The 15764-nt window shown below is 63.6% G+C and carries 15 protein-coding genes and 1 rRNA gene; 5 read left to right on the top strand and 11 right to left on the bottom strand.

What is annotated here, in order from left to right; all coding sequences use genetic code 11:
- Positions 1-58 precede the first annotated feature (58 nt).
- The 4 genes from CI15_RS31185 to CI15_RS31170 all read right to left on the bottom strand — a co-directional run bounded on the left by CI15_RS31185 (position 59) and on the right by CI15_RS31170 (position 2151).
- Complete coding sequence (locus tag CI15_RS31185; protein ID WP_062136377.1) at positions 59-571, bottom strand: periplasmic heavy metal sensor; 513 nt, start codon at positions 569-571, stop codon at positions 59-61.
- The gene (locus tag CI15_RS31180; RefSeq protein WP_062136374.1) at positions 568-984 is read right to left on the bottom strand and encodes a hypothetical protein; all 417 of its coding nucleotides are present in this window, start codon (positions 982-984) and stop codon (positions 568-570) included. Before CI15_RS31180 ends, CI15_RS31185 begins: the two co-directional genes overlap by 4 nt.
- The gene (locus CI15_RS31175; protein WP_062136371.1) at positions 981-1547 is read right to left on the bottom strand and encodes an RNA polymerase sigma factor; all 567 of its coding nucleotides are present in this window, start codon (positions 1545-1547) and stop codon (positions 981-983) included. The genes CI15_RS31180 and CI15_RS31175 overlap by 4 nt, the downstream gene beginning before the upstream one ends.
- A gap of 286 nt (positions 1548-1833) precedes the next feature.
- A complete protein-coding gene (locus CI15_RS31170; RefSeq protein ID WP_062136370.1) occupies positions 1834-2151 on the bottom strand; it encodes a YXWGXW repeat-containing protein in 318 nt (105 codons plus the stop codon).
- 197 nt (positions 2152-2348) lie between these two features.
- Here CI15_RS31170 and CI15_RS31165 point away from each other — a divergent pair, with 197 nt between their 5' ends.
- Both CI15_RS31165 and CI15_RS31160 read left to right on the top strand, forming a co-directional pair.
- Positions 2349-3035, top strand: coding sequence for an HAD family hydrolase (locus CI15_RS31165; RefSeq protein ID WP_062136366.1), 687 nt, complete (start codon positions 2349-2351; stop codon positions 3033-3035).
- Positions 3036-3252: 217 nt separating this feature from the next.
- The gene (locus CI15_RS31160) at positions 3253-3501 is read left to right on the top strand and encodes a hypothetical protein (RefSeq protein WP_062136362.1); all 249 of its coding nucleotides are present in this window, start codon (positions 3253-3255) and stop codon (positions 3499-3501) included.
- 91 nt (positions 3502-3592) lie between these two features.
- Here the strand turns inward: CI15_RS31160 and CI15_RS31155 are convergent, their stop codons facing one another.
- The 6 genes from CI15_RS31155 to CI15_RS31130 all read right to left on the bottom strand — a co-directional run bounded on the left by CI15_RS31155 (position 3593) and on the right by CI15_RS31130 (position 10173).
- Complete coding sequence (locus tag CI15_RS31155; RefSeq protein WP_062136359.1) at positions 3593-3985, bottom strand: carboxymuconolactone decarboxylase family protein; 393 nt, start codon at positions 3983-3985, stop codon at positions 3593-3595.
- Positions 3986-4380: 395 nt separating this feature from the next.
- Complete coding sequence (cyoD, locus tag CI15_RS31150; RefSeq protein ID WP_062136356.1) at positions 4381-4722, bottom strand: cytochrome o ubiquinol oxidase subunit IV; 342 nt, start codon at positions 4720-4722, stop codon at positions 4381-4383.
- Positions 4723-5328, bottom strand: a complete 606-nt coding sequence (gene cyoC, locus CI15_RS31145; RefSeq protein WP_062136353.1) for a cytochrome o ubiquinol oxidase subunit III — start codon at positions 5326-5328, stop codon at positions 4723-4725. It lies immediately after the preceding gene.
- Positions 5328-7352, bottom strand: coding sequence for a cytochrome o ubiquinol oxidase subunit I (gene cyoB, locus CI15_RS31140; RefSeq protein ID WP_062136350.1), 2025 nt, complete (start codon positions 7350-7352; stop codon positions 5328-5330). Before cyoB ends, cyoC begins: the two co-directional genes overlap by 1 nt.
- A 3-nt stretch (positions 7353-7355) precedes the next feature.
- Positions 7356-8249: a ubiquinol oxidase subunit II gene (gene cyoA, locus CI15_RS31135; RefSeq protein WP_062136348.1), complete on the bottom strand. Its 894-nt coding sequence runs from the start codon at positions 8247-8249 to the stop codon at positions 7356-7358.
- Positions 8250-8616: 367 nt separating this feature from the next.
- Entirely contained in the window at positions 8617-10173 is a 1557-nt protein-coding gene (locus tag CI15_RS31130; RefSeq protein ID WP_062136345.1) for an NADH-quinone oxidoreductase subunit M, read from the bottom strand.
- Between the two features lie 681 nt (positions 10174-10854).
- On the opposite strand from CI15_RS31130, the gene CI15_RS31125 reads away from it, so the two are divergent.
- The 3 genes from CI15_RS31125 (at position 10855) to CI15_RS31115 (ending at position 15522) form a co-directional block, all read left to right on the top strand.
- On the top strand, positions 10855-11592 hold the full coding sequence (locus CI15_RS31125) for an ABC transporter ATP-binding protein (protein ID WP_062136341.1): 738 nt from the start codon (positions 10855-10857) through the stop codon (positions 11590-11592).
- On the top strand, positions 11582-14161 hold the full coding sequence (locus CI15_RS31120; RefSeq protein WP_062136338.1) for an FtsX-like permease family protein: 2580 nt from the start codon (positions 11582-11584) through the stop codon (positions 14159-14161). The genes CI15_RS31125 and CI15_RS31120 overlap by 11 nt, the downstream gene beginning before the upstream one ends.
- A 224-nt stretch (positions 14162-14385) precedes the next feature.
- Complete coding sequence (locus tag CI15_RS31115; protein WP_062138291.1) at positions 14386-15522, top strand: lipocalin-like domain-containing protein; 1137 nt, start codon at positions 14386-14388, stop codon at positions 15520-15522.
- A gap of 74 nt (positions 15523-15596) precedes the next feature.
- On the opposite strand, the gene rrf is transcribed toward CI15_RS31115, so the two are convergent.
- A 5S ribosomal RNA gene (gene rrf / locus CI15_RS31110) occupies positions 15597-15710 on the bottom strand.
- Positions 15711-15764 lie beyond the last annotated feature (54 nt).

Below are 15764 nucleotides of genomic sequence, written 5' to 3'. Positions count from 1 at the left end.
CCTGCATATCCCTTAAACGGCCGGCACGCCGAAACCCGTCGCGAACAAGCGCATTTTTTTATCCTCCCGATGCGCCATTCGTCGCCGGCTTGTTCGCGTTCGGCGCCGGCTGCGCTTCGCGCCATTGCCCGCGCAACTTCAGACTTTCGGCGAACTCGACGCGCTCCTCGGGCGTCAGCGTCGCCGCGAAATCGGCGACGCTCGCCTCGACCATCGCGCGCAGGCTGCTGTCGGCGGCGCGCGTGCGCGCGAGCGCGGCATCGAGCGCCGCGCGATCGAACTGCGGCGCGGCGAGCAGACGCAGCACCTCGCGACGCCCGTCACGTCCATCGCGCGCATACTGCCGCCCCTCGCGACGCGCGTTCTTCAGGCCGTCCAGAAACGCCTGCCGCTGTTCGGCCGACAGAGGCTCGGCGGCGAAACGCAGCGCGCGCTGGTCCTGGGCCGCCGCCGGCACATTCGCCCCGTGCGCGGCGAACCATTGATAGGCGCCGCCTGCAATCGCGCCGAGCAGGAACACGTTGAGCACCACGGAGCCCAGCAGCGCAAATTTCCACGAGCACCCTTTCATTCGCCGCTCCAATCGGCGGTGGTACCGCCGAAGCTCGAAGTCAGATAAGAGGATTCATGCACGAGCGGCGTGTTCTCGGTGAGTACGAAGAACGACACCGCGAACGCGCCGGCCACGCCGCCCAGCAGCCCGACGCCGGCCACCGCCGCGCCCGACCACCACAGACGCCAGCGCGCGGCCGGGCGCCGCGACGGCGCGGCGTCGATGATGCGGCGCTGCAATTCGAGGCTCGGCGGCTCGAGCTGATCGGCGGCGAGCCATGCGTCGAGACCGGCCGCGTCGCGCAACGCCGCGTCGGCTTCGCTGCGATGCGCGCGCGCCCACGCCTGCGCGGCTTCGCGTTCGCGCTCCGGCCAGCGGCGCGCATCGGCGCCGTACGCTGCGACGATCTGATGGAATCTTTCGGGCGTCATGACTTGTCCTTGCTAAGGCCGCTGCCGGCCAGTTGAGCGCGCAGATTGCGGCGCGCGCGGGTCAGCAGACTCTCCAGCGCATCGACGCTGACGCCCATCAAGGCGGCAGCGTCGAGGTTCGACATTTCCTGGTAGTAGGTCAGCACGAGCGCTTCGCGCTGTCGCGCCGGCAGCGCGGCCAGCGCCGCGCGTAGGCGCGCCTCGTCGGCGCGCGCTTCTAGCCGCGCCTCGGGTAGCGCGGCGGGATCGATCGAATCGGGAGGCTCGTCGCTCGGGTCTTCGCGCTGGCCGCGCAGACGGTCATAACAAAGATTGAGCGCGACGCGATGCATCCACGTGTCGAACTTCGCTTCGCCTTCACGCCAGCGCGCAGCCTGTTTCCAGATTCGCACGAACACCTCCTGCGCGACGTCCTCGGCCTCCATGCGATCGCCGAGCATGCGCGTGGCGAGCGCGAGCAGGCGCGGCAGCTTGCGCGCGACCAGCGAACGAACCGCACCGGGCTCCTCGCGGCCCACCCGCGCGATCAGCTCGGCGTCCGGATCGGGTGGCACGTCGCTCAAGGCGCACGGCTCCGTCGCGACATCACGCGCGCGCGTGAAGACCGCATCACGGGATCTACCTCGTTCACTTGCCGCCGCTCCTTAAGCCGTGGTGTCGTTATGGTTTGGTGCCGCTCTGTCGCCATGCCGCTACGCCGCTATGGCGCGACCCGGTCTGGTATCACGTACGCGATCAATATACGACGACCGCTGGCCGATAAACGGCTGGGCGTGCCGGATAGACCACGCAGCCGGCGAGCGAGGCCGCCAGCAGAATCATCACGAGTGTTTTCATCATGAACCTCGCTCAGGCCCAATGTCCTTCGATCCAGCGCCAATGCGGCCCGCGTTGCGCCCAGTGCCCTGGCACCCAGTGATAGCCGACGCGCACCGGCTGCCAGTGGCCCGGCGCCCACACGTAGCGGCCGTGATCCCAGCGCCAGCGCCCTTGATCCCACACATAGCCGTCTCGCTGCGCGGGGACGACTTCGACGCGGGGCGGCGGCGGCGCCAGCGGCGCGATGATGACTTCGGCGGATGCGGGTACGGCCGTCAGCGTGGCCGCGCAGCACAGCGCGGCGGCGAACGTGGAACCCAGCAGACGGATCATGCGGTTGGTGTTCATGTCGGTTTCTCCCTTCAAAGCCGGAACAGGTCGGAGCCTCGATCGGCTCCGTTTCTACTTGAACGCGGCAGCGAGAAAAATCCGTCGCTGGATCGGCGAAAAAATTCGCGGACGAACGCTTCGCCGTGCACCCGACGACGCGCGAGTCCGATGCGGTATGCTCTCTCGCTTCGCGAACCTGATCTGTACCCTGCCCGATGGCCAATTTCCCTTTCGACGCCGTGCTCTTCGACTGCGACGGTGTGCTGGTCGACTCAGAACCCATCACGAACCGCGTGCTCACCGAGATGCTCGGCGAGCTTGGCTGGCATTTGAGCGTCGAAGAGACGATGCGCATTTTCGTCGGCAAGATGGTCAAGGACGAGGCCGCGCTGATCGAGGCGCGCACCGGCTTTGCGATCACGCCCGAGTGGCTGACGCACTTCCGCGCGCGCCGCAACGAGGCGCTCGACAACGAACTGAGCGCCATCGAAGGCGCACCTGAGGCGGTGCGCGCGCTACAGCAGACGCTGAACGGACGCATTGCGGTGGCATCGGGCGCGGATCGCGTGAAGATCGAATTGCAGCTCGCGAAAGCGGGCATCCTCGACTGCTTCGGCGGACGCATCTTCAGCGGCCACGAAATGCCGCGCAGCAAGCCGTTTCCCGATGTCTACCTCGCCGCGGCCGCAGGACTCGGTGTCGATCCGGCGCGCTGCGCGGTGATCGAGGATACGGTGACGGGCGCGACCGCGGGCGTCGCGGCCGGCGCGACCGTGTTCGGCTATTGCCCCACTCACCTCGGCCACAGCAGCGCGACCGCATTGCATGGCGCGGGCGCGGTGCACGTGTTCAGGAAGATGGCCGAGTTGCCGGCCTTGCTCGCGGCATGGGTCGAACGCTGATCGTGCGACGTGTCCTACGTGTTGGCGGCTGAACGACACCGGCCTGTCGCAAGTTGGCCGACGGCGATCAGTTTGCGGGTGTAGAGAGGCCGTCGATCGGCGCTCGCGCCAGCACGGACGGTGAATCGCGCCGCATGGCATGGTGCGTGCAACGGGAACACCCGAGCGCAGAGTATTCGCGCGCTCGATGCCCACTCAACGTTGCCGGAGATACATCATGTCCCTCTTGACCCTTGCCGACCTGTCGCGCTGCGACGATCTCGACCATGCCGATGCACAGTCCGTGCGCGGCGGCCACTCGTGCTACACGCCCGAGTACCCACCTTCGTGCTACAAGCCGCCGGTTTGCAGCCCGCCGCACTACAGCCCGCCCTCCTACAACCCCTGCCACCCGGTCCATTACGGTTGCGAGCCGGTCTACACCCCGGTCTGCCATCCGGGTCCGGTCAAGATCGTGCCGCTGTAAGCACGAGGTCTCGCGCCGTCGCGTGGGACGGCGCGATCATGCATGCGGCCCGGGTCGGTACGACTGGGCCGCATCGCGCGTTTCATGCGCTTTACTCGAAAGCCGGATCGATCGGCACACGATAACCGACCGCGAGCCGGTTCGTTTCATTAGCCATCCCGACGATTGCCAATAGCTCGCCGAACATCTCGTCGGTCATGCCGGCGCGGCGCGCCGCTGCCGTGTGGCTCGCGACGCAATAGCCGCAGTTGTTCGTCACGCTGACCGCCACGTACAGCAGCTCCTTGACGAGCGGATCGAGCGCGCCCGGCGCCATCACTTCCTTCAGGCTGTCCCATGTACGCGCGAGTGTCGGTGGATGCTGCGCGATGTATTTCCAGAAGTTGTTCACGTCGTCGACCTGGCGGGTCGCCTTGATGTCGTCGAAGACGGCTTTGACTTCGGGCGGCGCGTCGGCGTATTCGATGGGTTTGGGCTGGCTCATGCGGGCTCCTTGGCGGCGGTTGGGTAGGTACCTCAGGCTATTGTGCACTGCCGCCTGACGCTCTGTGCGGCCATGAAAAAAGGCCACCGGTCTTTCGACCGGTGGCCTTTGAAACGCATCGCCGAGACTAATGGTCGAGCGCCTTAAACCTTCGCCACACGCCCATTCGTATCCTCGAACCGCACGATGTCGTCCCCGCCGAGATACGCGCCCGACTGCACCTCGGCGTGGTCGACGGAAATGTTCGGGCACGCGGCGAATGAATCGGCGTGGCGTATTCAGCAGAAGCACGGCTCACGGATTCAATAGGAACAAACCGGCCGCACAAAACAAAAGCCCCGCAAGACCGAAATCTTGCGGGGCTTTTTTCAGCCTATCGCTAAAGCGTTATCCGCTTACCGCGACATCATATTCATGCTGACGTTATGCATCACCCACAACGTGCCGCCAACCACGATCACCGCAGTCAGCACGGTGAACGCAAACGCCGTCACGTTCCAGCGCTGCGACGACGACGTGTTCATATGCAGGAAGAACACCAGATGCACGAGGATCTGCACGAACGCGAGGCCGGCGATTGCGAGCAACGCGTTCTGGCCCGTCAACGTGCCGGTCATCACGATCGCGAATGCCGCGACGGTCAGAATGACGGAGAGCACGAAGCCCGCCGTATAGCTACCGAAGCTGCCGTGGCCGCCTTCCGAGTGTGCGCCATGGGCGCTATGACTATGGTCCATTTAGATCACGCTCGCAAGATAGACAAAGGTGAAAACGCCGATCCACACGACGTCGAGGAAGTGCCAGAAAAGGCTCAGGCACGTCAGACGGATCATGTCGCGTTCGGTCAGGTCGCGATGACGCATCACCTGCAGCGCCAGCACCACCATCCAGATCAGGCCGAACGTCACGTGCAGACCGTGCGTGCCGACCAGCGTGAAGAACGACGACAGGAAAGCGCTGCGGCTCGGACCTGCGCCTTCGGCGATCAGATGCGAGAACTCGCGCATTTCCAGCACGAGAAACGCGAGGCCCAGCAGGAACGTCACGCCGAGCCAGCCGAGCAGTTGGCCCTTGCGATTCTTGTGCGCGCCGAGCATCGCGAAGCCGTACGTGATACTCGAGAGCAGCAGCATCGCCGTTTCGAGCGCGACGCCCGGGATCTCGAACAGGTCCTTGCCGCTCGGACCGCCCGCGAACTGGTGGCTCATCACCGCGAACACCGCGAACAGCGCCGCGAAGATGATGCAGTCGGTCATCAGATACAGCCAGAAACCGAACACCGAGTGCGACGGCACGTGGTCCGGCGCGAGTTGCGGTTCAACCGCAATAGTCTTCTGTAACATCAGTCCACCTCCAGCGCGACCTGCGCATCGGCGCGAGCACCTGCGCCAACACCGGCTACGGCAGCACCGCCGCTGCGTTTCTCTTCAATCAGCGCGACAGTGTCGGCCGGAATGTAATAGCCCTCGTTGTCCTGGAAGCTGTGGACGATCACGGTGACGATCGCGCCGACGAAGCCGACGATCGCAAGCCACCAGATGTGCCACACGCCTGCAAAACCGAGCACCAGCGAGAACAGACCCACCAGCAGACCCGCGGACGTATTCGACGGCATGTGAATGTCGCGATACACCGGCACCTTCTGGGCACCCTTGCGCGACTTCATTTCGGTGAACGCGTCGAGCGAGCGAACCGTCGGGATGTGCGCGAAGTTATAAGCCGGCGGCGGCGAGCTCGTCGCCCATTCCAGCGTATGGCCGTCCCACGGATCGCCCGTGAGGTCGCGGTTTTCCGGCAGATTGCGGTCGCGGATGCTGACGAACAGCTGCAGCAACTGGCAAGCGATACCGATCGCGATCAGCACCGCGCCGAACGCGGCGGCGATCAGCCACGGATGCCATGCCGGGTTGTCGTAATGATTCAGACGACGCGTCATGCCCATGAAGCCGAGCACGTACAGCGGCGTGAACGCGACCCAGAAGCCGACTTGCCAGAACCAGAACGCGGCCTTGCCGATCTTCTCGTTCAGCTTGAAGCCGAACGCCTTCGGGAACCAGTAGTTGAAGCCGGCCAGATAGCCGAACAGCACGCCACCGATAATCACGTTATGGAAGTGAGCGATCAGGAACAGGCTGTTGTGCAGCACGAAGTCTGCGCCCGGAATTGCCATCATCACGCCGGTCATACCGCCGATCGTGAAGGTGACCATGAAGCCGAGGGTCCACAGGATCGGCGTCGTGAATTGCAGACGGCCCTTGTAGATCGTGAACAGCCAGTTGAACACTTTGACGCCGGTCGGGATCGCAATCACCATCGTCGCAATGCCGAAGAACGCATTGACGTCAGCGCCCGAACCCATCGTGAAGAAGTGATGCAGCCACACGAGGAACGACAGCACCATGATCGCGCAGGTCGCCCACACCATCGTCTTATAGCCGAACAGCGGCTTCTTCGCGAAGGTCGCGACGACTTCCGAGAAAATACCGAACGCCGGCAGGATTAGGATGTACACCTCGGGGTGACCCCAGGCCCAGATCAGGTTCAGGTACAGCATCGCGTTGCCGCCGGCTTCGTTCGTGAAGAAGTGCATGCCGAGGTAACGGTCCAGACCGAGCAGCGCGAGCGTGACGGTCAGGATCGGGAACGACGCCATGATCAGCACGTTCGTGCACAGCGCGGTCCACGTGAACACCGGCATCTTCATGAACGACATGCCAGGCGCGCGCATCTTCACGATCGTCACGAAGAAGTTCACACCGGTCAGCAACGTGCCGATACCGGAGAGCTGCAAGCTCCACAGGTAATAGTCGACGCCGACACCGGGGCTGAACTGCAGTTCGGACAGCGGCGGATAAGCGAGCCAGCCGGTCTGGCCGAATTCACCGATCACCAGCGAGATGTTGATCAGAATCGCGCTGACCGCCGTCATCCAGAAGCTCAGCGAGTTGATGAACGGGAACGCGACGTCGCGCGCACCGATCTGCAGCGGCACGACGAGGTTCATCAGGCCGACCATGAACGTCATCGCCATGAAGAAAATCATGATGACGCCGTGCGCGGTGAAGATCTGGTCGTAGTGATGCGGCGGCAGGAAGCCTGGGCTCAGGTACGACAGCGCCAGCTGCATACGCATCATGATCGCGTCGGCGAAGCCGCGCAGCAGCATGATGAACGCAACGACGATGTACATCACGCCGATCTTCTTATGATCGACGGACGTCAGCCATTCGCTCCACAGGTAGCGCCATTTGCCGAAATACGTGATTCCGCCGAGCACCGCCAGCGCTGCGAGCACCATGCCGGCGCCGGCCACGACGATGATTGGCTCGTGATACGGAATCGCATCGAGCGTTAGTTTTCCGAACATGCGTTACCCCTTAGGCGCACAGTTGGCGTCCTTCATGTTGTCGATGACGTTGCCGTTGTTGTATCGGGCAATGATGTTGTTGAAGAGCTTCGGATCGACGGTCGAGAAGTAGCGCACCGGGTCCTTTTCGCTCGGCTCCGACACCGCGTGGTAGCGGTCCATGTCGAGGCGGTCCGACGAAGCGCGCACCTTCGCAACCCACGCGTTGAAGTCTTCAGGCGAGGTGGCGAGCGTGCGGAACTTCATGTCCGAGAAGCCCTTGCCGCTGAAGTTCGCCGCGAGACCCGCGTAGTCGCCGCTGTGATCGGCGATCAGGTGCAGGCGCGTTTGCATGCCCGCCATCGCGTAGATCTGGCCGCCCAACTGCGGGATGAAGAACGAGTTCATCACCGTGTCCGACGTGATGCGGAAGTTCACCGGCGTGCCGACCGGAATCGCCAGCTGGTTCACCGATGCAATGCCGAGGTCCGGATAAATGAACAGCCACTTCCAGTCCAGCGCGACGACTTCGACGTTGATCGGCTTGACCTGCGACTCGAGCGGACGATACGGATCGAGCTCATGCGTGCTCTTCCACGTCAACACGGCCAGGAACAGAATGATCAGCGTCGGAATCGTCCAGACGGCGATTTCGATACCGGTCGAATGGGTCCAGCCCGGTTTGTATTCGGCGTTTTTATTCGACGCGCGATAACGCCATGCAAACCAGAGCGTCAACGCGATCACCGGCACCACGACGATCAGCATGGCCCAGGTCGAAGTCGCGATCAGATCACGCTCCGCGAGCCCCACACTCCCTTTCGGATTCAGAATATCGAGGTTGCTGCAACCCGAGAGCAGCAACATGAGGCTGGCGGAAATGAAACTTGCCGGCCTTCTCAGCGTCCGTCCTTTCATATCCACTGCCTCGTTTTTTTGACTTCAACGAACGTCATTCGACGGCTCTCCTTAATAAGCGCTCGCATAATAGGGGGGCATCGAATGCCGATAAACACTCGATTTCGCAACGATCTATTGCGCCGTGACGCAGTGCGACACGTTGCCGCATTTCCCCGCACACCCTATTCACCAGCGTCGTTTGCAATGCTTCAAAACGAAGCATCGAAAAGTTGACGCATCGCAAAGTCCCTTGAAATAGGCGCTAAAAATCGCTGGACAGGCAGCGGCTTCATTAACGAAGGGATTGGTTGCGACGCGCGAAAGCGCAAGAACGTCGCCGCATCCTGACGCGCGGATGCGACAACGACTCTTGCGCTCTTTTCTTTTAACCCGGAGTGTGCGCGGCGACGGGAGCCGGTCCCGGCGCCGCTGCCTGCAGATGCTCACTGCCTTCGCCCGGCGCGGCGTCAGAAGGAAGCGCCGAGCGCTCCGATTGCGCGAGCAGCGTGCCGACCGACGGATCGATCGCGTCGGTGAACGGCTTCGGATCGAGACCGATCGCGAGCACGAGCAGCGCCATCGCACCAAGCAGCACGAATTCGCGCTTGCCGAGGTCCTTTAGTTTCGCGACGCGCGCGTTGGCGATCGCGCCGAAAATCACCCGCTTGTACATCCACAGCGTGTAGGCCGCGCTGAGAATCAGCGTGGTCGCGGCAATCGCACCGATCCAGAAGTTGAAGCGGATCGCGCCCATCAGCACCATGAATTCGCCGACGAAGCCCGACGTGCCCGGCAGACCGATGTTGGCCATCGAGAACAGCATCACGAACGCGGCAAAGTTCGGCATCGTGTTGGCGACGCCGCCGTATTCGGCGATCGAGGCGCTCTTCGTGCGGTCGTAGAGCATGCCGGTGCACAACAGCATCGCGCCGGAAACTACACCGTACGAGATCATTTGCACGATCGCGCCGGACTGGCCGAAGCGGTTGAAGACGAACAGGCCGAGCGTGACGAGGCCCATGTGCGCGACGGTCGAATACGCGAGCAGGCGGCGCATGTCGGTTTGCACGAGCGCGAGCAGGCTCGAGTAGATCACCGCGACGAGCGACAGCGTGATCATCATCGGCGCGAAGAAGTGGCTCGCTTGTGGCGCGATCGGCAACGCGAAACGCAGCAGACCGTAGCCGCCGATCTTCAGCATGCCGATCATCACCGCGGCGCCGGTCGGGCCGTCGAGGTGCACGTCGGGCAGCCACGTATGCAGCGGCCACATCGGTACCTTCACGCCGAATGCGGCGAGGAAGCCGAGGAAAATGAGCGCCTGCGGCACCATGTCGAGATGCGCTTCGCGCCACACGGCGAGGTCGAAACTGTGCGTCTGGCTATACAGATAGAGCATCGACATCAGCATCATCAGCGAGCCGAGGAACGACACGAAGAAGAACTTGACCGCCGCGTACGTGCGGTTCTTGTGACCGTACGTGCCGATCAGCAGATACAGCGGAATCAGCGTCGCCTCGAACGCGACGAAGAACATCATGCCGTCGAGCGACGTGAACACGCCCTGCATGAAGCCCGACAGCATCAGGAACGCGCCGAAGTACTGTGCGGTACGTTGCGTGATCGACTCCCACGACGCGATCACGATGATGATCGTCGTCAGCGCGGTCAGCGCGACGAGCCACAGCGAAATCCCGTCGATCCCCACATGCCATGCGATATCGAACGTCGGCGACCAGCGGACGTTCTCGACGAACTGCATCGAGGTCACGTCGTTACGGAAATTCGCCACGAGCGGGATCACCGGCAGGAAACCCGCCACCGCGCCGATCAGCGCGAGCCAGCGCGTGCGATTACGCGCCGCGTCGGACCCGGCGCGCAGGACCACGAACCCGGCGACGATGGGAATCCAGATGAGAAGACTTAGGAGAGGCAATGGCATGTGCTCTGTCAAAACTTGAAGTACAAAACGCCGCATCAACGCCCCCGAAACAGCAGGCATTGAAATGGAAATGTAAGTTGGAGTGTGCTGAAACTGACGTGCGAAGGGGTTTCCTGCTACACGTTTACCCGCAGCCGACTGACCAAGGGTGGGAGATTACCAAGATAAGAATATTTTTGCAGCGCAACAGCGGCAGAATCCGCACCACAATACATTGTTGCGACTTGGGCGCTTGCAAATCGCATCGAAATGTGCGTTTGCACATTGTTACAAAGGGCTCGGGCGACCTCACAAATTTGACAGAAAAAGCTAGCAATTACCCGTAGTTTGACAACTTTTAAGCGTTCGCTTCTTATGGGGTCGATTCGGCTGGAACGGATCGTGCTGTCTAGTGCTCTGTGACCCGCATGGTCGGTCGGTAATGAAACGAAAATTTGCCCTTCCGAAGATAAAAAATTTTTTGGGCCGGCGCTCTAAAAACCAATCGCAAGCGCGGCGGCAACCATGCCAATCGCTTCGATGACCGAACGCCGAAGCCGCGCGCTTCCGATACGCCTAACTTCCAATTTCCTTACAGATAATGCGATGTGCCAAGCTACCTGCTGCGGAAATTCTCGCGGCGAGGCACACTCATTTCGCCCGACCGGCTCCCCTCGCCCGGTTTCTTTCCCGGATCTTCGCATGGCGCTTCGTAACGACATCGTCGTACCCGCACTCGAATGCCGCGGTCTCAGCAAGCGGTACGGCACCGGCCGCATCGTGCTCGATCAGCTCGACTTCACACTTGCGGCAGGCGAGTTCGTCGCGATCATGGGCGACTCGGGCGTCGGCAAATCGACGCTGCTCAACCTGATCGCCGGACTCGACCGCGCCGATAGCGGCTGCGTGTTAATCGACGGACGCGCCGTCGAGCAACTCGACGATAACGCCGCGACACGTCTGCGCCGCCAGAAGCTCGGCTTCGTCTTTCAGGCGTTTCATGTGCTGCCGCATCTGACGCTCGCACAGAACGTTTCGCTGCCTCTGCTGCTGAACGATCTGCCGATAGCGGCCGCGCTCGACATGCTCGCGGAGGTCGGCCTCGGCGGACGCGGCGATGACTTTCCGCGCCAGCTATCCGGCGGTGAGCTGCAGCGCGTCGCGATTGCGCGTGCGCTCGTGCATCGTCCGACACTGCTTCTCGCCGACGAGCCAACCGGCAACCTCGACCCCACCACCGCGCACGATGTGCTCGCCCTGTTCCGCGCGCAAAGCAAGGCAACCGGCGCGGCGACGATCATGGTCACGCATTCGGAGGCCGCGGCCGCCGTGGCCGATCGGGTGCTGATCCTCAGCGACGGCGGCCTGCATGCCGCCCGCGATAAGACCGCGAACGTCGCCGCGCACGCCGCGGCCCGTTCGACCGACGATGGCCGCTGACCTTCGCCCACTGCCGCGCACGCCCGGATATCGCGTGCTTGCGCGCTGGCTATTGGCAGCCGAATGGCGCAGTCATCGTGGGCGCGCACTCGTCGCCATCGCGACGATCGCGCTCGGCGTCGCGCTCGGCTATGCGGTGCAATTGATCAACAGCGCGGCGTTCAACGAATTCTCGGCAGCCGCGCGCAGCCTGTCCGGTGAAGCGGACCTGCAGGTGCGCGGCGCGCAGCCTTTCGTCGACGAGTCCCTTTATCCGCGACTCGCCAACGACCCGGCGGTGGCGCTGGCGAGTCCCGTGCTCGCGCTCGACGTCGCGGTACCGGGACACTACGGTGCGCTGCCCGTCCTCGGCATCGACGTGTTCAAGGCGAGCCGGATCACGCCTGATCTGATCGGCGTGCCCTCGCAGGAGAAGCCGTTCGACTCGCTCGCCTCCGATGCGATATTTCTGTCTCCGGCCGCGCAGCAATGGCTGAACGTCAAGACCGGCGACCTGATAACACTGCGCAGTGGTACGGCGAACTTGCCTCTGCGTGTCGCTGGAGGCCTCGTGCGGACCCGGCCGGGTCAACGGCTAGCGGCGATGGACATCGCCGCCGCGCAGTGGAAGTTCGACAAGGTGGGCAAGCTAACGCGCGTCGACGTGCAACTCGAACGCGGCGTCGATCGGCAACGCTTCAAACGCGATCTGCAGCAGCGGCTCGGCAACGCGTGGGTGGTCGCCGAGACGAGCGACACCGAAAGCCGCACCGATCGGCTGTCGCGTGCTTATCGGATCAACATGAACGTGCTCGCACTGGTCGCGTTGTTCACAGGCGCGTTCCTCGTGTTTTCGACGCAGGCGCTGGGTGTCGTGCGACGCCGCTCGCAATTCGCCATGCTGCGCGTGCTCGGACTCACGCGCGCGCAGCTGTTACGGCAGATCCTGCTCGAAGGCGCGTTGCTCGGGCTGCTCGGCTCGCTGTGCGGACTTGCGCTCGGCTACGCGATGGCCAGCGGTGCGTTGCGCTTTTTCGGCAGCGATCTCGGTGGCGGCTATTTTCCGGGCGTGCAACCGCGCGTCAGCTTCGAGCCGTTCGCGAGCGCGGTGTTTCTGGCGCTCGGGGTCGCGGTGTCGGTGTTGGGCAGCGTCGCGCCCGCCATCGACGCGGCTCGCGCACGGCCTGCCGCCGCACTGAAAGCCGGCGCCGAGGAAAATGCGTTGGCGCGGCTCGCGACACCCTGGCCCGCGCTCGGCTGTTTGCTGCTGGCCGCCGTGTTGACGCGCGTGCCGCCGTGGTTCGACGCGCCGATCGCCGGCTATCTGGCGGTTGGGTTATCGCTCGTCGGCGGCATTGCACTGATGCCGCGCGTGACCGCGCTGATATTCGGCGCGGCAAGCCGCATGCACGCAACGCGACGCCGGGCGGGCGCGACGGGCACGCTCGCAATCGCGCGTCTCGCGAATGCGCCGGGGCAGGCATCGATCGCGATGGGCGGCGTGCTGTCGAGCTTCGCGCTGATCGTCGCGATGGCGATCATGGTGGCGAGCTTCCGTGTCTCCGTCGACGACTGGGTCACGCATCTGCTGTCCGCCGATCTGTACGTGCGCGTGGCGTCGGGCGGCAACAGCGGCGACAGTGGCGGTTTGCGGCCCGACGAACAGGCGCGCATTGCAGCGGTGCCCGGCATCCGCCGCGCCGCGTTTGCGCGCATCAGCCATCTGACGCTCGATCCCGCGCGCCCGGACGTCGCGCTGCTCGCGCGCGAAATCGATGCGGCAGATCCCGGCGCGAACCTGCAGATCACCGGCGCGGTGCTGCCGCCGTCCGCATTTCACGCCGGTGACGTGCCTGTTTGGGTCTCCGAAGCAATGGTCGACCTGTATGGCTATCAGCTGGGTCAGCGACTGCAGTTGCCGCTTGGCGAGCATGGACAGATGTTCGTCGTGGCCGGCGTCTGGCGCGATTACGCGCGGCAAAGCGGCGCGATCCAGATGCGGCTCGCCGATTACCGGCGGCTGACCGGCGAGTCGAGCGCAACCGATGTCGCCGTGACCGTCGAGCCGGGCGTGAGTGTCGAACGCGTCGTCGCAGGATTGAAGGCGTTGCCGTTCGGCGCGTCGCTCGAGTTGTCGCAACCGGGTGAGATTCGCGCGCGCACGCTCGTGATTTTCGATCGCAGTTTTGCCGTCACTTATCTTCTCGAGGCGGTGGCGATCGTGATCGGATTGTTCGGGGTCGCCGCCACGTTTTCCGCGCAGACGCTCGCGCGCGCCCGCGAGTTCGGGATGTTGCGCCACGTCGGCGTGACGCGCGCGCAAATTCTTTCGATTCTCGCTTCAGAGGGTGGCCTGCTCACCGCATGCGGTATTGCGCTCGGTTTCGCGCTGGGTTTCGCGATCAGCCTGATTCTCGTGTTCGTCGTCAATCCGCAGTCGTTTCACTGGAGCATGTCGCTCCATGTGCCGTGGTTCGTGCTGGGTACAGTCGCGTTGGTGATGCTGGTGCTGTCGTGCTCGACGGCGGTGGTCGCGGGGCGCGGCGCGGTGTCCGTGGATGCGGTGCGCGCGGTGAAGGAGGACTGGTGATGCGAGTTGTGCGGTATGCCCGGGGAATGCGGTCGATCTCGGATCACGTCGCTATTGGCGAGGTTTGCTCCTCGCTGTGGCGATGCGCGACTTGGATGGTTCGGAGGTCGAGCGTTTCGCTGCGAATGGGTGTGACCAGGTTCAGGATGACTGCGCGCGCAAGGCTGCTTGAAGTGCAGTCCCTGATTCCGATTGCAATTGCGCGCGGGCGCAGCGGGTCATCGATGAGACGCCCTCGCCTGCTTTTTCCGGGCCTGCTTTGCGTTGGCATAGCCGCTGCGACACACTCGTTCGCGGCGAATAACGACTTCTCCACGTCGACGTCCGCCGCCTTCGCGACAGTCACGCCGGACCATCCTATCTCGTTGCCGCAGGACGGCGGTGCCCATCCGGCTTTCCGCACCGAATGGTGGTACGCGACGGGCTGGCTCACGACGCCCGACAAGCAGCCGCTCGGCTTCCAAATCACGTTTTTCCGTTCGGCGACCGGTCACGACGCCGCCGATCCCAGCGCCTTCGCTCCCTCGCAACTGATCATCGCGCATGCCGCGTTGAGCGATCCTGCCGTCGGACACCTCGTTCACGATCAGCACGTCGCTCGCCAGGGATTCGAGCTGGCCTATGCGAAGGCCGCCAACACCGACGTCAAACTCGACGGATGGAAAATGATTCGCGGCGCGGACGGCCATTACGACGTCACCGCCGACGCGAGCGGATTCTCGCTACATCTCAAACTCACGCCGACGCAGCCCGCGCTGCTTCAGGGCGAGCGCGGCTACTCGCGCAAAGGACCGCGGCCCGAACAGGCGAGCTATTACTACAGCGAACCGCAACTGCACGTGACGGGCTCGGTGGTCCGCCCGGCCGCGGGAGGCAACCACTCGACGCGCGATACTGCGGTGTCGGGCGCGGCGTGGCTGGATCACGAATGGTCGAGCACGCTGCTCGACCCCAATGCGGTCGGATGGGACTGGCTCGGCGCCAATCTGACGGACGGCTCGGCGCTGATGGCATTCAGGATTCGCAGCCGCGATGGACAGGCACTATGGGCCCACGCGACGCTTCGCAGGCCCGACGGGCAGGTCACGAACTTCGGCCCCGCCGACGTCGAATTCACGCCGCGTCGCACATGGCGCTCACCGCGCACGAGTGCTTTGTATCCCGTCTCGATGACGGTGAGAACGGGTTCCGAGACGTGGCGACTCGATCCGTTGATGGATGATCAGGAACTCGACTCACGGCAGTCGGCTGGCGCGGTGTATTGGGAAGGCGCAGTGCGGGTGAGTCGACAGAATGCGGATGTAGGACGCGCCTATCTGGAACTGACGGGTTACGCCGGTGCGCTGCGGACTGGAAAGTGATGGAGCGCGCAAAATCGGCGCGTAAACGCAAAAACCCCACCCTGTAGGGGGTGGGGTTTCTGACGGGGTAAGGAGCCTGACGATTACCTACTTTCACACGGGCAATCCGCACTATCATCGGCGTGGAGTCGTTTCACGGTCCTGTTCGGGATGGGAAGGGGTGGGACCGACTCGCTATGGTCATCAGGCATGAGGGGTTGCTGCGTCGCAGGGTGTGCGCCACAGCCAATCTGGAAGAAGTA

This window comes from Paraburkholderia monticola, assembly GCF_001580545.1.
GTDB lineage: Bacteria > Pseudomonadota > Gammaproteobacteria > Burkholderiales > Burkholderiaceae > Paraburkholderia > Paraburkholderia monticola.
This window is presented reverse-complemented; position numbering and strand designations above follow the sequence as displayed.